The organism is Nocardia sp. NBC_01503, from assembly GCF_036327755.1.
Lineage (GTDB): Bacteria > Actinomycetota > Actinomycetes > Mycobacteriales > Mycobacteriaceae > Nocardia.
The window spans coordinates 7,943,948-7,959,598 of sequence record NZ_CP109596.1; the positions used below are offsets into that span (position 1 = coordinate 7,943,948).

13 protein-coding genes and 1 pseudogene are annotated in these 15,651 nt (G+C 65.1%); 6 read left to right on the top strand and 8 right to left on the bottom strand.

Annotated elements, in window-relative coordinates:
• Positions 1 to 5 precede the first annotated feature (5 nt).
• On the top strand, positions 6 to 2,342 hold the full coding sequence (locus OHB26_RS36695) for a HelD family protein (protein ID WP_330181828.1): 2,337 nt from the start codon (positions 6 to 8) through the stop codon (positions 2,340 to 2,342).
• A gap of 169 nt (positions 2,343 to 2,511) precedes the next feature.
• Here the strand turns inward: OHB26_RS36695 and OHB26_RS36700 are convergent, their stop codons facing one another.
• The 3 genes from OHB26_RS36700 to OHB26_RS36710 all read right to left on the bottom strand — a co-directional run bounded on the left by OHB26_RS36700 (position 2,512) and on the right by OHB26_RS36710 (position 4,788).
• On the bottom strand, positions 2,512 to 2,964 hold the full coding sequence (locus tag OHB26_RS36700) for a universal stress protein (RefSeq protein ID WP_330181829.1): 453 nt from the start codon (positions 2,962 to 2,964) through the stop codon (positions 2,512 to 2,514).
• 450 nt (positions 2,965 to 3,414) lie between these two features.
• A complete protein-coding gene (locus tag OHB26_RS36705) occupies positions 3,415 to 3,831 on the bottom strand; it encodes a DoxX family protein (protein WP_330181830.1) in 417 nt (138 codons plus the stop codon).
• 93 nt (positions 3,832 to 3,924) lie between these two features.
• Positions 3,925 to 4,788: a helix-turn-helix domain-containing protein gene (locus tag OHB26_RS36710; RefSeq protein ID WP_330181831.1), complete on the bottom strand. Its 864-nt coding sequence runs from the start codon at positions 4,786 to 4,788 to the stop codon at positions 3,925 to 3,927.
• A 55-nt stretch (positions 4,789 to 4,843) separates the two neighbouring features.
• Here OHB26_RS36710 and OHB26_RS36715 point away from each other — a divergent pair, with 55 nt between their 5' ends.
• Positions 4,844 to 5,314 carry a VOC family protein gene (locus OHB26_RS36715; RefSeq protein WP_330181832.1) on the top strand — a complete coding sequence of 157 codons (471 nt, stop codon included), beginning with the start codon at positions 4,844 to 4,846 and terminating at the stop codon, positions 5,312 to 5,314.
• Between the two features lie 73 nt (positions 5,315 to 5,387).
• Here the strand turns inward: OHB26_RS36715 and uvrB are convergent, their stop codons facing one another.
• Entirely contained in the window at positions 5,388 to 7,553 is a 2,166-nt protein-coding gene (uvrB, locus tag OHB26_RS36720) for an excinuclease ABC subunit UvrB (protein WP_330181833.1), read from the bottom strand.
• A gap of 304 nt (positions 7,554 to 7,857) precedes the next feature.
• On the opposite strand from uvrB, the gene OHB26_RS36725 reads away from it, so the two are divergent.
• Positions 7,858 to 8,442, top strand: coding sequence for a DUF402 domain-containing protein (locus OHB26_RS36725; protein ID WP_330181834.1), 585 nt, complete (start codon positions 7,858 to 7,860; stop codon positions 8,440 to 8,442).
• A gap of 94 nt (positions 8,443 to 8,536) precedes the next feature.
• Here OHB26_RS36725 and OHB26_RS36730 read toward each other — a convergent pair whose 3' ends face one another.
• Positions 8,537 to 8,968, bottom strand: a complete 432-nt coding sequence (locus OHB26_RS36730; RefSeq protein ID WP_330181835.1) for a hypothetical protein — start codon at positions 8,966 to 8,968, stop codon at positions 8,537 to 8,539.
• Between the two features lie 149 nt (positions 8,969 to 9,117).
• On the opposite strand from OHB26_RS36730, the gene OHB26_RS36735 reads away from it, so the two are divergent.
• Positions 9,118 to 9,642: a DUF402 domain-containing protein gene (locus tag OHB26_RS36735; protein ID WP_330181836.1), complete on the top strand. Its 525-nt coding sequence runs from the start codon at positions 9,118 to 9,120 to the stop codon at positions 9,640 to 9,642.
• A 53-nt stretch (positions 9,643 to 9,695) separates the two neighbouring features.
• On the opposite strand, the pseudogene coaE reads toward OHB26_RS36735, so the two are convergent.
• Positions 9,696 to 10,643, bottom strand: a pseudogene (gene coaE, locus OHB26_RS36740) (dephospho-CoA kinase); the annotation flags it as partial.
• Positions 10,644 to 10,933: 290 nt separating this feature from the next.
• On the opposite strand from coaE, the gene OHB26_RS36745 reads away from it, so the two are divergent.
• On the top strand, positions 10,934 to 11,149 hold the full coding sequence (locus OHB26_RS36745) for a hypothetical protein (protein WP_330185918.1): 216 nt from the start codon (positions 10,934 to 10,936) through the stop codon (positions 11,147 to 11,149).
• 66 nt (positions 11,150 to 11,215) lie between these two features.
• Here the strand turns inward: OHB26_RS36745 and OHB26_RS36750 are convergent, their stop codons facing one another.
• Together OHB26_RS36750 and rpsA are read right to left on the bottom strand one after the other, a co-directional pair.
• Positions 11,216 to 12,745 carry a phospholipase C gene (locus OHB26_RS36750; RefSeq protein WP_330181837.1) on the bottom strand — a complete coding sequence of 510 codons (1,530 nt, stop codon included), beginning with the start codon at positions 12,743 to 12,745 and terminating at the stop codon, positions 11,216 to 11,218.
• Positions 12,746 to 12,986: 241 nt separating this feature from the next.
• Positions 12,987 to 14,465, bottom strand: a complete 1,479-nt coding sequence (gene rpsA, locus OHB26_RS36755; protein ID WP_330181838.1) for a 30S ribosomal protein S1 — start codon at positions 14,463 to 14,465, stop codon at positions 12,987 to 12,989.
• Between the two features lie 295 nt (positions 14,466 to 14,760).
• Here rpsA and OHB26_RS36760 point away from each other — a divergent pair, with 295 nt between their 5' ends.
• Positions 14,761 to 15,633 carry a class I SAM-dependent methyltransferase gene (locus OHB26_RS36760; protein WP_330181839.1) on the top strand — a complete coding sequence of 291 codons (873 nt, stop codon included), beginning with the start codon at positions 14,761 to 14,763 and terminating at the stop codon, positions 15,631 to 15,633.
• The last annotated feature ends 18 nt before the right edge of the window (positions 15,634 to 15,651 follow it).

The following is a 15,651-nucleotide window of genomic DNA, read 5'->3' on the forward strand; positions in this document are numbered from 1 at the left end:
GTTCTGTGTCCGCGTCCACCTCCGATGCCAAGAGCACGGCGGATCTGGAGCGCGAACAGCAGCACCTCACCCTGCTGTACGAGCGGCTCGACGGAATGCGCGAATACGCGCAGCGACGGCTGCGCACTGTTCTGCTGGAGACCGGCGGGACGCCGCAGGCCCGCAGTGAACGCGAATCGTTCACCCAGCTCTACTCCGAAGACCTATCCAAATACGATGCCGCCGAACACGGATTGTGCTTCGGCCGAATCGATCTCGCGCCCGAGGCCGAGGACGGCGGCGGCGCGAACGGCAGCGCCGCCAATGGGAACGGTTCCGGCGGCGAGGCCGAGAAGCGGTACATCGGCCGTATCGGCATCCTCGACGAGACCGCCGATTACGAGACGCTGCTGCTGGATTGGCGCGCGCCCATGGCGCGGCCGTTCTACCTCGCCACCACCGCCGCACCGGACGGCGTCACCCGGCGGCGGCATATCCGCACCCGTAATCGCAAGGTCACCTCGGTCAATGACGAGTACCTCGATCTGGAGACCGCGCGGCGCGACGGCGTCATCAACGACGACGGCGGCGTGGGCAGTGAGAGCGCGCTGCTGGCGGCGCTGAACGCCGCCCGCACCGGGCATATGAACGACATTGTCGAGACCATTCAGAGCGAGCAGGACGCCATCATTCGCTCCGAGCACAAGAGTGTGCTCGTGGTACAGGGTGGACCGGGTACCGGTAAGACCGCCGTCGCACTGCATCGTGCGGCGTATCTGCTGTACACCTACCGCCAGCAGCTGGACAAGGCCGGTGTACTCATCATCGGACCGAACTCCACGTTCCTGGACTACATCGGGCAGGTGCTGCCCTCGCTCGGTGAGACCGGTGTACTGCTGTCCACCATCGGCGATCTGTATCCGGGAGTGCAGGCCACACTGGAGGATTCGCTGCGCGCCGGCGAGCTCAAGGGCTCCCTCGATATGCTCGAGGTGCTCAAGAAGGCCGTGCGGGAATGGCAGGAGATCCCGAAGGAGCCGATCCGGCTGCACTTCGACGGGCGCGAACTCACCCTGGACCGGCGCATTGTCACCAAGGCGCGCGGGCGCGCCCGCTCCTCGCGGCGACCGCACAACCTGGCCCGGCCCATCTTCGCCGCGGGCGTGGTGGACGCGCTCACCGATCAGCTGGCCGAGATCATCGGCTCGGATCCACTCGGCGGGCGAAACCTGTTGAGCCAGACCGATCTCACCGAGATCCGCGATGAGATGCGCGCCGACGCCGATATCCAGCGCGCCATCGCCGGATTGTGGCCGCTGCTCACCCCGCAGGACGTCCTGGGCGGGCTGTGGGCCGACCCCAAGCGATTGGCAAGTGCCGCCGGACATCTCAGCCCGGAGGATCGGGCCGAGTTGCAGCGCACCGACAGCGGTGAATTCAGCGATGCCGACGCACCGCTGCTGGACGAGCTCGCCGAACTGCTCGGCATCGACGACAGTGAGGAGCGCGAACGCTCACGCCGCCGCTGGCGTGCCCAGCTCGCCGAGGCGCAGGACGCCCTCGACATTCTGACCGGTTCCGCGCCACAGGATCTCGAGGACGAACTCGATCCCGAACTGCTCATGGCGTACGACCTCATCGACGCCAGTCAGCTCGCCGAACGTCAGCAGGTGCGCGCCAGCCAGACCACCGCCGAACGCGCCGCCGGCGATCGCACCTGGACCTACGGGCATGTGATCGTCGATGAGGCTCAGGAGCTTTCGGAGATGGCGTGGCGAATGGTCATGCGGCGCATCCCGAATCGGTGGATCACCGCGGTCGGGGATGTGGCGCAGACCGGTGATCCGGCCGGGGCCTCCTCCTGGCAGCAGGTGCTGGAACCGTATGTGGCCAAACGGTGGAAGCTCACCGAGCTGACGGTCAACTACCGCACACCCGCCGAGATCATGGCGGTCGCCGCCGATGTGCTCGCCGAGATCGATCCGGGCGCGGCCATCCCGCGCTCGGTGCGCGATTCGGGCTTCGCGCCCACCTCGAACCGGGTCACCGCCGGTGAGTTGGCCGATGAGGTCGCCCGCCTGGTGGCCGCCGAAGCCGAGCATCCGGGCACCACCGCGGTCATCGTGCCGCACGATCTGGCCGCGAAACTCGCCCACCTGAGCGTGGATTCGGCGCGCGTACTCACCGTGCACGAGGTCAAGGGCCTGGAGTTCGACGCCGTCATCCTGGTCGAGCCCCACGACATCCTCGCCGAATCCCCGCGCGGTATGAACGACCTCTACGTCGCCCTGACCCGCGCCACCCAGCGCCTGGCGGTGGTGCACACCGAGGACCTACCCGCCGTCCTGCAGCGGTTGGAGTGAAGTGAGGTGTGGGGGTTGACGCCCCCACACCCCCGCAAAGCCCAGCGGGCCCCGCCCGCACAAAGCGAAGCGGCCGCGCTCGCGCAAAAGTGAAGTGGCCGCACCCAACTGGGCACGGCCACTTCTCGGTGGGGATGTGGGGGCTTGCCCCCACAAATCTCCTTACCTCTTACCGCACGGTGTGCACGATCAGCACATCGCTGCGGGACTTGCGGGCGACGTCCGAGGGGACGGAGCCGAGCAGGCGACCCGCGAGGGTGTTGAGCCCGCGGTTGCCGACGACGAGCAGATCGGCGTCGACCTCCTTGAGCAGGGCGAGCAGGGATTCGACGGGCTCACCGACAACGGCCTTCTCGACCACATTGACGGCTCCGGCGGCGGCGGCCTTGTCACGGGCGACGCGCAGGATCTCACTGGTGGGCGCGGAGCCGCGCACCTGGTAGGCCTCGTCCTTGAGCACATCGGCGGCGGCGGCCACATCGCGGTCGTCGGTCGGGTAGTACGCGCAGGCGATGTACAGGGTCGCCCCCTCGGCACCTGCCAGAGCAGCGGCCCGCTCAACGGCTACATACGACGAGTCCGAGCCATCGGTACCGACGACAATCGTCCGGTAGGCGGTCATTCTCTCCTCCAAGTACAAGGGTCGGGGCCGCAGCGTCCACTGTCGTGGTTACCGCCGCGGCAACTCCGCCTGACAATAGCGGCATAACAGGCGGAAATTTTCGATATCGCAACACATCACACTCACGCGCCGTGTCGGCCGAAGCACACATTCTGTGACGTGGCCGGATACAACCCTGGCTACCAGCGAATTCCCGGATGGTTGTGATACTTCCCAGAATTCGCCAACACTATTGTGCGCCTGGGACTTTCGTCACAGAAGGGGTTTTCCCGGGGATACCGGGCGACCCATCCGGTGCGAGGCGCGCACCGGATGGGTCGTGAAACCGCTACCTCACAGCGAGCGATAGTCGGCCCAGATCCAGCCGAGAATCACACTGAGGATGGTCATCCTCACTCCTGTCGCTACGGCCGATCGATGACGCGCAATAGTAGCGCGCCCGGCCCATGCTCAGAGGCTGAAAAGTGGCCCGGTCAGCGTCAATCCGAGGTCGTGGCCGACATAGGCGAAGAAGGCGAAGAGCATGAGCGCCGCACCCGCCAGCGACAGATCCTTATTGAACGAGATCATCTCGGTCTGCTTGGTCTGCGGATCGGCTTCCTTCCAGAACGCGTGCATGAGGAACGCGGTCGGGAGCAGGAAGATGAACAGCAGTAGTGCGCCGAGATCGGCCCAGATACCGAGCAGCACGCTCAGGCCGCCGAGCACCAGCAGTACCCCGGAGCCCATGACCGAGAGTTTGGCCGCCGGAACACCTTTGAATTGCGCGTACTGCGCCATTGCGTCGGCCTGGGTGAGATGCCCGACGCCGGAGGAGAGAAACAGCAGGACGAAGAGAATACGTCCGATCAGAACCAGCACATCCATGGCCCGCTCCTTGGTCGATTGCTGTGATCGCCATGTTGGTGACATGGCAACCAACTAGCTGTGGGAGAAGCATATTCCCGTGCTCAGTGCTGTTCAGGACATTAGCGAGGTTCGGGCGTATTCCAGTGGAGGCATTCCGATCTCCGCCGCGAACTCGCGGGAGAAGTGCGCCTGATCGAAGTAACCGAGGTCCAGCGCGAGCGCGGCCAGATCCGAGGCGCGGCCCTGGGCGAGCAGATGCGCGCCATCCTGGAGGCGGAAGCGGCGCAGCACCCATTTCGGGCCGACCCCGACATAGCGGCGGAACAGGCGCTGCAGGGTGCGGACCGGGATGTCGAAGCGTTCGGTGACCTGATCGACCCGGGTCAACTCACGCTCACGCTCCATGGCATCGATGATGCGCAGCACCAGGTGATAGGAGGTGTCATCGGCCACGGCGCGGCGGGCGATGGCGTCGATGAGGAAGTCCTCCACCAGGATTCGGCGCTGCTCCAACTCCGGGGTGTCGAGGACCTTCTCGGCCAGCCCCTGCGCCTCCGGCAGCACCTCGGTGAGCGGGAGCGCGGTATCGCGCAGTGCGCCCACATCCATACCGGTGAAGGCGCCGAAGCCGCCGGAGCGGAATTTCACCCCGAATGTCTCACCGACCCCGGCCAATTCGCGCACGTACTTGGCGGTCCAGACACCGGTGACGAAACCACCGCGACGACCCGACTCGTTCTCGAAGGTCATATTCACCACCGGGAAGCCCAGCACCTCGGCCGAGTACGGCGGCAGGCCGCGGCGATCCCAGTGCACGGACCAGTAGAACTCGACATAGCGGGCGACCGGCTCCCCCGCCGGCAACCGGCTGTGATTGCTGGCCGCCTGTTGTTCGCGCGGGCGCAGAATGCCCTTCGCGGTCTCGGGCGGCGGCACCGGGCGGCGCGGAAACGTCGGTGGATTATCGCTGGTCATGAAGGTGTCGCTTTCTTACAAGATCCACGGCGGCCGGGCGAGCAGAGTGGTGGCCATGAGCGAGAAAGTGCATCCCATTCCGGAGAACTACCACTCCATCACCTGTTTCATGGCCGTCCCGGACGGCGTCAAGGCCATCGATTTCTACACCGAGGTGTTCGGCGCGAAGGTGCTGAGCCGCAATGACCTTCCCGACGGCCAGCCCGCCCACGCCGAACTCCTGATCGGCGATTCCACCATTCAGATCGGCATGCCGATACCCGATAACGGCCTGGTCGCACCGAATGGCGAGACGCTCAACACCAGCATCGTGCACTACTGCCCCGATGTGGACGCGGTCATCGAGCGCGGTCGCGCGGTCGGCGCCCGTATTGCCGACGAACCGGCGACCTTCGTCACCGGTGACCGCTACGCCGTGCTGTACGACCCCTTCGGTTACCGCTGGGTCTGCATGACCCGGGTCGAGGACGTCTCCCGTGAAGAGGCCGAGCGCCGCGTCAACGAGTGGATGGCACAGCAGGGCTGAGCTATTCGCGCTTCCCGGACCTCCGCATCGGCGGTCCGGGAAGCGGCGATCGGTCGTCGTCAGCACCCGATTCTCACTGCAATCCGGCGGCGTCCATACCCCGCAGTTCCTTCTTGAGATCGGCGATCTCGTCACGGAGGCGACCGGCCAGCTCGAACTGGAGCTCGCGGGCGGCATTCATCATCTGCGCGGTCATATCCTTGACCAGGTCCGCGAGTTCGGCCCGCGGCATGGACTTGATATCGCGGCCCTCGTAGACGCCCGCCGAGACGGCGCGACCGGGTTCACCCTGAGCTCGGCGGCCACGGCTGGCATTGCGACCCGAACCGCCGACCTCGACCTCGGTCTCCTCGGCCTCGCGGTAGACGGTGTCGAGAATGTCATTGATCTTCTTGCGCAAAGGTTTCGGATCGATTCCGCGCTCTTCGTTGTAGGCGATCTGTTTGGCGCGGCGGCGCTCGGTCTCACTGATGGCGTGCGCCATGGAGTCGGTGATCTTGTCCGCGTACATATGCACCTCACCCGAGACATTTCGGGCCGCGCGGCCGATGGTCTGAATGAGGCTGGTGCCGCTGCGCAGGAAGCCCTCCTTATCGGCATCGAGGATGGCGACCAAGGAGACCTCGGGCAGGTCGAGACCCTCACGCAGCAGGTTGATGCCGACCAAAACGTCGTACTCGCCCAGGCGCAGCTGACGCAGCAGCTCCACGCGGCGCAGCGTGTCGATCTCCGAGTGCAGGTACCGCACCCGAATACCGAGGCCGAGCAGATAATCGGTGAGATCCTCGGACATCTTCTTGGTGAGCGTGGTTACCAGCACCCGCTCATCGCGTTCGGTGCGCAGCCGGATCTCACCGACCAGATCGTCGATCTGTCCCTTGGTCGGCTTCACCACCACATGCGGATCGACCAGACCGGTCGGGCGAATGACCTGTTCGACGAATTCACCACCGGTCTGACCCAATTCGTACTTGCCCGGGGTAGCCGACAGGTACACCGTCTGCCCGATGCGGTCGGCGAACTCCTCCCAGGTGAGCGGGCGATTGTCCACCGCGGAGGGCAATCGGAAACCGAACTCCACCAGATTCCGCTTACGGGACATATCGCCCTCGTACATGCTGCCGATCTGCGGCACGGTCACATGCGATTCGTCGATCACGAGCAGGAAATCGTCTGGGAAGTAATCGATGAGGGTCGCGGGCGCGGTACCCGCACCGCGACCGTCGATATGGCGGGAATAGTTCTCGATACCCGAGCAGAAGCCGACCTGCCGAATCATTTCCAGATCGTATTGGGTACGCATACGCAAACGCTGCGCCTCGAGCAGTTTCCCCTGCTTCTCCAATTCCGCCAGGCGCGTTTCGAGTTCGGCCTCGATATCGCGGACCGCGCGCTCCATTCGTTCCGGGCCCGCCACGTAGTGGGTGGCCGGGAAAATGCGGACCATATCCACCTGCCGCACCACATCACCGGTGAGCGGATGCAGATAATAGAGCGCCTCGATCTCATCACCGAAGAATTCGATGCGAATCGCCAATTCCTCATACGAGGGAATGATTTCGACGGTGTCACCGCGCACCCGGAAACTGCCGCGGGTGAACGACATGTCATTGCGCGTGTACTGCACATCGACCAGCAGCCGCAGCAGTTTGTCCCGCTCCACCTCATGCCCGACCTCGAGCATGACCGAGCGATCCAGATAGGACTGCGGGGTACCGAGACCGTAGATGCACGATACCGACGCCACCACCACGACATCGCGCCGCGAGAGCAGGCTGGAGGTGGCCGAATGCCGCAGCCGCTCCACATCGTCGTTGATCGAGCTGTCCTTCTCGATATAGGTATCGGTCTGCGCGATATACGCCTCGGGCTGGTAGTAGTCGTAGTACGAGACGAAGTACTCGACGGCATTGTGCGGCAGCATCTCGCGCAGCTCATTGGCCAGCTGTGCGGCGAGCGTCTTGTTGGGGGCCATGACCAGGGTCGGCCGCTGCAACTTCTCGATGAGCCAGGCCGTGGTGGCCGATTTGCCGGTGCCGGTGGCGCCGAGCAGCACCACATCGCGCTCACCGGCGTTGATGCGCTTCTCCAGCTCCGCGATGGCGGCGGGCTGGTCACCTGCGGGAACATGCTCGCTGACGACCTGGAACTGTCCCTCGACCCGTTCGATATCGCCGATGGGCCGGAAGTCCGAATGCGCCAGCGGCCGATCGTCCGGGATCTCGGTTGCGAATGCCATGTTCACAGCCTAGGACGACCCACCGACAGGTTCACGCGGAGCGCGGCCGAGCCGCCGGAGGTGTCCGCCGGGGCACGGGCGCGGCGGGTACTCGGTCCACCACGCCGCGCAGCACTCCCCGTGACGCAGGAGCGTTCCACTTTCCCATGCGCCAATTGTCCGAATTATTGTTTCTCCCAAGAAAGTTCAAAGAATTCCCATGTGACGAACATCGAATTTCCGCGTGGCACACCGCCATCCGATTCACAGCGTCCAGGTGTAACCTGGGCTGGCGGTTCGGACGAGTCGGAAAAGAGGCAAGGCCATGACCGGTCTGCATATGCCACAGCGCAATTCCACCAACGGCACTGATCCCAACAGGATCAGTCGTACCGCTCCCCCGGCGACGCCGCATCGCCCCAGACTCGAGTATTTCAATCTGGCGGACTTGTGCTGGACCGACTATCACGGTTACGTGCACTCGGTGGAGCGGCTACACGCCGAGGCGTGGGGTCTGTACGTGGAGCGGGTAGTGGACAATCCGCGTTTCCACTACATCGAATCCTGGTTGCTCCCGGAACTTCACCTGCGTGTGACGGTCTACCATCTGCGACCCGGTCACGATCGCGGTCAGACCTACTACCTCGATATCGGTGATTACGGTCCGGTCGGGCCGAGGAAGTGGCGCGCCGAGGGGCACTACCTGCACGTGGTGGCCCGCCCCGGTCAGGTGCCCGAACTCTTGGGCATCGACGAACTGCTGACCGCGCACGCCGCCGGGCACTTCGACACCGTCCGCACGCATCTGGCCATCGAGCGGGCCGCGGCGGTCGTCGACGGTATCGCCGGATGCGGTCACGATGTGGACCGCTGGCTCGCCACCCACGGTCTCGCGCTGAGCTGGCTGTAAAGGGCGCTTCGGCCCGGCTCCGCGCGAAAAGCCACCCGGTTCGTATTGTGTTCGGCCCGGGTGGCTTTCGCTTGGAGCTGGTTCTCGCGGATGCTTAGCCGGAGAAGCTCGGAATCAGTCCACCGAGTCCGCCGCCGCAGCCCAGGCTGCCGGTGCCGCTGCCCGCGGTCACCTGGACGTCGATCGAGTCGCTGATCAGGATCTGTCGCGCCTCCAGCTTGTGGTTACCCGCGGTGGCGGGGGTCCACTTGATGGTGACCTTATTGCTCAGCAGCGACGGCGATACCGGGCTGCCCGGGATATCCGCGCCATTGTCGGTGAACTTCACCGTCGAGAGCCGGTCGATCTCGACCGACGCGGTAATGGTGTAGCTGCAACCGGTCTTGTGGTCGGAGCCGGAGACCTCGAGGTTGCCGACCCACGCGCCGGCCTGGGGTGCGGCCAGAACCATGGTGGCGGCCATCGCGCCGAAGGCGGTGACTCCCATCCCGGCCCGGCGAGCGCGAACGCTCTGTACCTTCATCATTACTTCCCTTGATTCGAACTACCCACGTCAAGTTATGGGTAGCCGCACCGTAACGGAAGGCAGTGTTTCACATTTGGGTTTCGCGGAAACTCGGCCGAATCGACCACACTCCCCTGGACGATGCCGCCGCGACACGCAATGCTTACGACATGACTCAGGCTTCCGCGGTTGACCTCCACCGACCCAAGGTTGAGTACTTCAATGTCGAGGAACTCACCAATATCGACCCCAAGGGCTTCGTGCGACAGGTCGAGCGCTACCACGTCGAACCGTGGGGGCTGTACATGGCGCGCACCTCCGATCACCCCGAGTTCCACTACATCGAATCCTGGCTGCTGCCAAGCCTGTCCATTCGCGCGACGGTCTTCCACTTCACCCCGGCGCACCTGCGCGATCAGGACTACTACATCGATATCGGCGAGTACGCGCAGGTCGCCCCGAAGAAGTGGCGATCGGTCGATCACTACCTGGATCTGGTGGTGCGCAGCAGTCGCGAGGTCGAGCTACTCGATGTGGACGAACTACTGGCCGCACACGCCGCGGGGTACCTCGAATTGACCGAGGCACAGCGGGCCATCGAGACCGCGACCACCGTGATCGATGGAATCGCCGCGCACGGGCACAGTTTCGAGAACTGGCTGCAGGCGCGGGATATCACCCTGACCTGGATGTAGGTCTCGGCCGGGTCGCCAGGGCCGCAGGTGCCGTGGCGACCGTCATATCAGTTGTCCACGGCGACAACCACATTCACCAGGCGACCGGGATCGGCACCGGCATGCGCCCACTCCCCCGCGGCGGCCGCACGATCGGTATCACGCGGGAAGCCCGCGTCCGCCAACCGATCTCGCAGACCCTCGGCCACCGCCGCGTCGGCGACCGTGACGCGGATATCGAGCACATCCTCGGCGGGCTTACCCGCGATGGCGGTGGGTCCGACGTGTTCGATACGGCGCGCGTCGGCGGCACAGGCGACGGCGAGCCGGGCGATGATCCGCTTGGCCTGCACCGGCCACTCCGGATTCGCCTCGACCACAGGCAGTTCCGCCGGACGGGCGGCGGGGGTCCGGGTGCGCAGATTGCGTTCGAAGGGGATGAGCCGCTCGGTCCAGAGCGCGTGCACGGCGGGTTCGACCGCACCGTCCGCGCCATTGTTGTCCAGCAGCACATCGGCGACGGCGCGGCGCTGGGCGTCGGTGGCCTGAGCCGCGATTCGGCTGCGCGCGTCGGCCTCGTCGACCCCACGGAATTCGACCAGGCGGCGCAACCGGAGCTCCTCGGCGGCATCGACCACGACCACCAGGTTCATGAACGGCGCGAGCCCGTTCTCCACCAGCAGCGGAATGTCCTGCACCACAATGCCGTCCGCGGGAGCGGAGGCGACCAGTTCATTGGTGCGCTTACCGACCAGCGGATGGGTGATGCCGTTGAGGGTGGCGCGGGCCTCGTCACTGGCGAAGGCCTTGGCCGCCAGCGCCGGTCGATCCAGGCTGCCGTCGGCGGTGAGGATATCGGGCCCGAAGGCGGCGACCAGGGCGGCCAATCCCTCGGTGCCGGGCGCGACGACTTCGCGCGCGATGAGGTCGCTGTCCACCAGCAACGCGCCGTGTTCGACGAGAATGCGGGCCACGGTGGATTTGCCCGCTCCCATGCCTCCGGTGAGACCGATTCGCAACATTCGACCAGTCTGACAGCCGCGCCCGCGATCGCGCGCACCACCCCTCACCTGCCGAAAGTACGGATTACCCAGTTGCCCCGGGGATTTCACAATCCAGGCCGGAGTTTGCCCATTCCGTGATATCCGCGAGACCAATTCGCAACTTTTTCGCTCAATCCGAACCGTTTGTCGGCAACATTCCGACACGCCGGGGCGGATGTCGTGCAAAATACGGCGTCGCACACTTTTGTTCCGCTAAGGTTCGCCGCAGGCGATCCAGGGCCGGGAAACACGTAGGAGAAGGAACACCATTGGGCACCAGAAACATCCAGACGGGTCGGCACCGTCTGGGACTGCCGGGCATGATGCACTGCATCGAGATCCCCGCGGTCGCGGCAGCGCTCGCCGAGCATCGCCGCGGTTGGCTTTCCGCTTTGCTCAACCCCGCCCGGCACAGCTTCGCGTCCATGCGAAAACGCGCCGAGCGCCCCGCCCCCGTCCAATGGGTACCCGCCACCGCCGTCTGACGTGCGAGAGCGCTTGTGGCCCAGCCCCTTCCGGGACTGGGCCACTATCGCGTGCGCGGAGCGGAATCAGACCAGGCCACTGGGCCTGCGACGACTCCCCGGCTCCTGCGTGGGCATGGCGTTGGGCGGCACCGGATACGGCGTGCCGACGTTCGCCGTACCCAGGGCGGCATTCGGACCACACTGCGCCAGTGCGGCATTCACCTTCCGGTCCGCGGGACCGAAGGCGGGCTTCACCGCGTCCGGCGACGACCGGAAGTCGAAGGTCGAGGTCATATCACCGGTGACGCCGCGCCGCCACGCGGTCAGGTTCGGCACGTCCACACCGAAGCGGCGCTCCAGCAGGCGCAGCTGCGAGGTGTGGTCGAACGTCTCCGAGGCGACCAGTCCACCCCGGCTGTACGGCGAGATCACAAAGCACGGAACGCGATAGCCGAGGCCGATCGGTCCGGCGATGCCCTCTGATTTGTGCGCCCGGTCCAGGGGAACGGTCAGGTATTCACCGGCGGTTCCGGGCGGTGGGGTCGGCGGTGTCACATGATCGAAGAAGCCGCCGTTCTCGTCATAGCTGACGATCAGCGCGGTCTTCTCCCACACCTTCGGATTCGAGGTGAGGATATCCAGCACCTGCATAATGCCGACCGCGCCCAAAGCCGGTGGCAGTGCGGGATGTTCGCAGTTGAGCAGCGACGGGATCACCCAGGAGACGCTCGGCAGCTGATCCGCGGCCACATCGGCGGCGAAATCGCTGGGGTACACCGGGGCCTTACCGCGGCGTGCCAGCTCCGAGGCCGGATCGGCGGCCTGTTTGAAGCAGCCCATCATGCCGTCCAGCAGCACCGACGAGAGCGGACCCACATCGCGATTGTTGTAGATCTTCCAACTGACGCCGGCGTCGGAGAGGTTCTCCGGCATGGTCCGCCAGCTGTACGCGTTCTGCGGAATCAGCGTCGGCGTCTCGAGCAGCGGACCACCGGCGACACCATCGGGATCGAGGGTGGCCGAAACCCAGTACAGCCGATTGGGATCGGTGGGGCCGAGCACCGAGCAGTGGTAGTTGTCGGCGATGGTGAAGGCGTCCGCGAGATCGTGGTGCACCGGAATATCGGCGCGGGTGTAGTACCCCATGGCCGCCGGTCCGTTGGCCGCGCCGACCGAGGCGATGGACATCGGCATCCAGCCGTCGTTCTTCCCGTTGTTCCACGCCCTGTGCATACCGGCCCAGGTGTGGTCGGGATCGTTGATGCACTCGCCGTCCAGGGACGGGCCGCGTTCGGTGTCCAGGCGGAACGGGTTGATGAAGCCGTCGGGGGTGGGCCCGACCCCGGGCGCGTACCCGTACTGATTCCACGCCGGTGACGGATCGTCGAATCCGCGTACGCCGGAGAGGGTTCCGAAGTAGTGGTCGAAGGATCGGTTCTCCTGCATCAGCAGGACGAAGTGCTCGATATCGCCGAGCCCGCCCATTCCCGCGGGATCGGCGGCGTACGCCCGATCGATGATCGGATTGGCCCAGGAGGCCAGCATTCCCGCCCCGCCCGCGACCATGGCCTTGGCCATGAAGTCACGCCTGTTGATGCCGTCGAACACACCCATACCTCGGTAGCGCCTTTCCTGAGAAGCGAGAATCAGAGAAACGTTAGCGCGCCGATTCCCGTCGGTCCCGGCACGACACCTGCATCCAACCCGCGAATGATGTCCGGACAGCGAATCCCCGGTATCCCCGGGGTTTCCCGGGACGAGAGGTACCTCTCACCGCGGTGCGAAAAGCGAAAGTCCCCGAGCCCTAAGGGACTCGGGGACTTTCGAACTATCGCGTTACCGCGTCAGTCGCGAATCAGGCGTTGCCCGACAGCTTCTCACGCAGTGCGGCCAGCTGGGCGTCGCTCGCGAGCGAGCCACCGGCGGACTCGGTCGACGAGGAGGACGACGACGAAGCGGCGGCCTGCGAACCGGTCTCGGAGGAGTAGTTCTGCGGTCCGCCGTTGGCGGCCTCAGCGGCGGCGTCGGCCGCCATCTTCTCCATCTGAGCGGTGTGCATCTTGTGGCGACGCTCGGCCTCGGCGTACCGGCCTTCCCACTCTTCCCGGACCTTGTCCGAACCCTCGAGCCATTCGTTGGTCTCGGGATCGAAGCCCTCGGGGAAGATGTAGTTGCCCTGGTCGTCGTAGCTGTCCGCCATACCGTACTTGGACGGATCGAACTCGGCGTTGTAGTCCTCGTTCGCCTGCTTCAGCGACAGCGAGATACGACGACGCTCGAGGTCGATGTCGATGACCTTGACCATCGCGTCGTCGCCGACGGCGACAACCTGGTCCGGGACCTCGACGTGGCGCTCGGCCAGCTCGGAGATGTGCACCAGGCCCTCGATGCCCTCTTCGACGCGCACGAAGGCGCCGAACGGAACCAGCTTGGTGACCTTGCCCGGGACGATCTGACCGATCGCGTGGGTCCGGGCGAACTGACGCCACGGGTCTTCCTGAGTCGCCTTGAGCGACAGGGAGACACGCTCGCGGTCCAGGTCGACGTCGAGAACCTCGACGGTGACCTCGTTGCCGACCTCGACAACCTCGGACGGGTGATCGATGTGCTTCCAGGACAGCTCGGAGACGTGCACCAGGCCGTCGACGCCACCCAGGTCCACGAAGGCACCGAAGTTGACGATGGAGGACACGACGCCCTTGCGGACCTGGCCCTTCTGCAGCTGGTGCAGGAACTCGGAGCGCACCTCGGACTGGGTCTGCTCCAGCCAAGCGCGACGCGACAGCACCACGTTGTTGCGGTTCTTGTCGAGCTCGATGATCTTGGCCTCGATCTCCTTGCCGACGTACGGCTGGAGGTCGCGGACACGACGCATCTCGACGAGCGAGGCGGGGAGGAAGCCGCGGAGACCGATGTCGAGGATCAGGCCGCCCTTGACGACCTCGATGACGGTGCCCTTGACGGCCTCGTCCTTCTCCTTGAGCTCCTCGATCGTGCCCCAAGCCCGCTCGTACTGCGCGCGCTTCTTCGACAGGATCAGGCGGCCTTCCTTGTCCTCCTTGGTGAGAACGAGGGCCTCGACCTCATCACCCACGGAAACGACCTCATTCGGGTCGACATCGTGCTTGATGGAGAGTTCGCGAGAGGGGATGACGCCTTCGGTCTTGTAACCGATGTCGAGAAGGACCTCGTCACGATCGACCTTGACAATGGTGCCTTCGACGATATCGCCGTCGTTGAAGTACTTGATCGTCTTGTCGATAGCGGCGAGGAAGTCCTCGGCAGTGCCGATGTCATTAACGGCTACCTGCGGCGAGGTCACAGTAGTGGGCATGTGTGAGGTTGCTCCGGACGGATTGTGGTCGGTAGTGGACATGTGGGCTTTCGGTATTGCTGCGAACACACAGCTGATGGAACTAACGTTGGTCATGCAACAGCACATCGCTGTGGCGGAGCACAACGCTGCCCTGAAAAGCATGCGGACTCACAGCACGATTGTCTGCTCTGCTCGCCCCCGTGAGTTTCCCCAGAGAATCGAGTACAGAAGACACTCGCGGGAAACAGCGTACGCGAGGTCTGTTGTACCAAGCAAACACGGGTCCCCCGGCGCGAGTCGATAGGGTTACGCAATGGCCGAAGATCTCCCCACGCCCCCCGATGATACCCGGCATGCCGAGGCGAATTCCCTGCTCGGCACAGTGGGAGTGGCGCGCACCAAGATTGACTCCTCCGCCAGCGAAAGAGCCAGTCGCCGATGGTGGGACGCGGACGCTGCGGCCTACCACGAGACGCATGCCGATTTCCTCGGCGTGGATTCGGCTGCGGGCGAGTTCATCTGGTGCCCGGAGGGCATGCACGAGGGTGACTGGCGGCTGCTCGGCGACATTGTGGACAAGCACATATTGGAGATCGGCTGCGGCTCCGCGCCGTGCTCGCGCTGGCTCGCCGCACACGGGGCGCATCCGGTCGGGCTCGATATCTCGCGGCAGATGCTGGAGCGCGGGATGAGCGCCATGGCGGCGGGCGGGCCGCGGGTGCCCCTGGTGCAGGCGGGCGCGGAGGCGCTGCCGTTCGCCGACGCCAGCTTCGATATCGCGTGCTCGGCCTTCGGCGGGGTGCCATTCGTCGCCGACTCCGGACAGGTCATGAGCGAGGTGGCGCGGGTGCTGCGGCCGGGCGGGCGCTGGGTGTTCTCCGTCAACCACCCCATGCGCTGGATCTTCCCGGACGATCCGGGGCCCGAGGGACTACGCGCCACCATCCCGTACTTCGACCGGACACCGTATGTGGAGCTGGACGGCGACGGAGAGCCCACCTATGTGGAGCATCACCGCACCATCGGCGACCGGGTACGCGAGATCGTCGCCGCCGGTTTGACTTTGGTCGACATCATCGAACCCGAATGGCCGGAGTGGCTGGAGCGGGAATGGGGTCAGTGGAGTCCGCTTCGGGGTGAGATCTTCCCCGGCACAGCCATTTTCGTCACCGAGAAGCCGCGCTGACGGGTTCCGGCGATCACG

Excerpts from the sequence above, each read along its gene's own strand:
- OHB26_RS36700 (WP_330181829.1), bottom strand. The coding sequence starts at position 2,964 with ATGACCGCCTACCGGACGATTGTCGTCGGTACCGATGGCTCGGACTCG.
- OHB26_RS36705 (WP_330181830.1), bottom strand. The coding sequence starts at position 3,831 with ATGGATGTGCTGGTTCTGATCGGACGTATTCTCTTCGTCCTGCTGTTT.
- OHB26_RS36710 (WP_330181831.1), bottom strand. The coding sequence starts at position 4,788 with ATGACCAGCGATAATCCACCGACGTTTCCGCGCCGCCCGGTGCCGCCG.
- OHB26_RS36715 (WP_330181832.1), top strand. The coding sequence starts at position 4,844 with ATGAGCGAGAAAGTGCATCCCATTCCGGAGAACTACCACTCCATCACC.
- uvrB (WP_330181833.1), bottom strand. The coding sequence starts at position 7,553 with ATGGCATTCGCAACCGAGATCCCGGACGATCGGCCGCTGGCGCATTCG.
- OHB26_RS36725 (WP_330181834.1), top strand. The coding sequence starts at position 7,858 with ATGACCGGTCTGCATATGCCACAGCGCAATTCCACCAACGGCACTGAT.
- OHB26_RS36730 (WP_330181835.1), bottom strand. The coding sequence starts at position 8,968 with ATGATGAAGGTACAGAGCGTTCGCGCTCGCCGGGCCGGGATGGGAGTC.
- OHB26_RS36735 (WP_330181836.1), top strand. The coding sequence starts at position 9,118 with ATGACTCAGGCTTCCGCGGTTGACCTCCACCGACCCAAGGTTGAGTAC.
- OHB26_RS36750 (WP_330181837.1), bottom strand. The coding sequence starts at position 12,745 with ATGGGTGTGTTCGACGGCATCAACAGGCGTGACTTCATGGCCAAGGCC.
- rpsA (WP_330181838.1), bottom strand. The coding sequence starts at position 14,465 with ATGCCCACTACTGTGACCTCGCCGCAGGTAGCCGTTAATGACATCGGC.
- OHB26_RS36760 (WP_330181839.1), top strand. The coding sequence starts at position 14,761 with ATGGCCGAAGATCTCCCCACGCCCCCCGATGATACCCGGCATGCCGAG.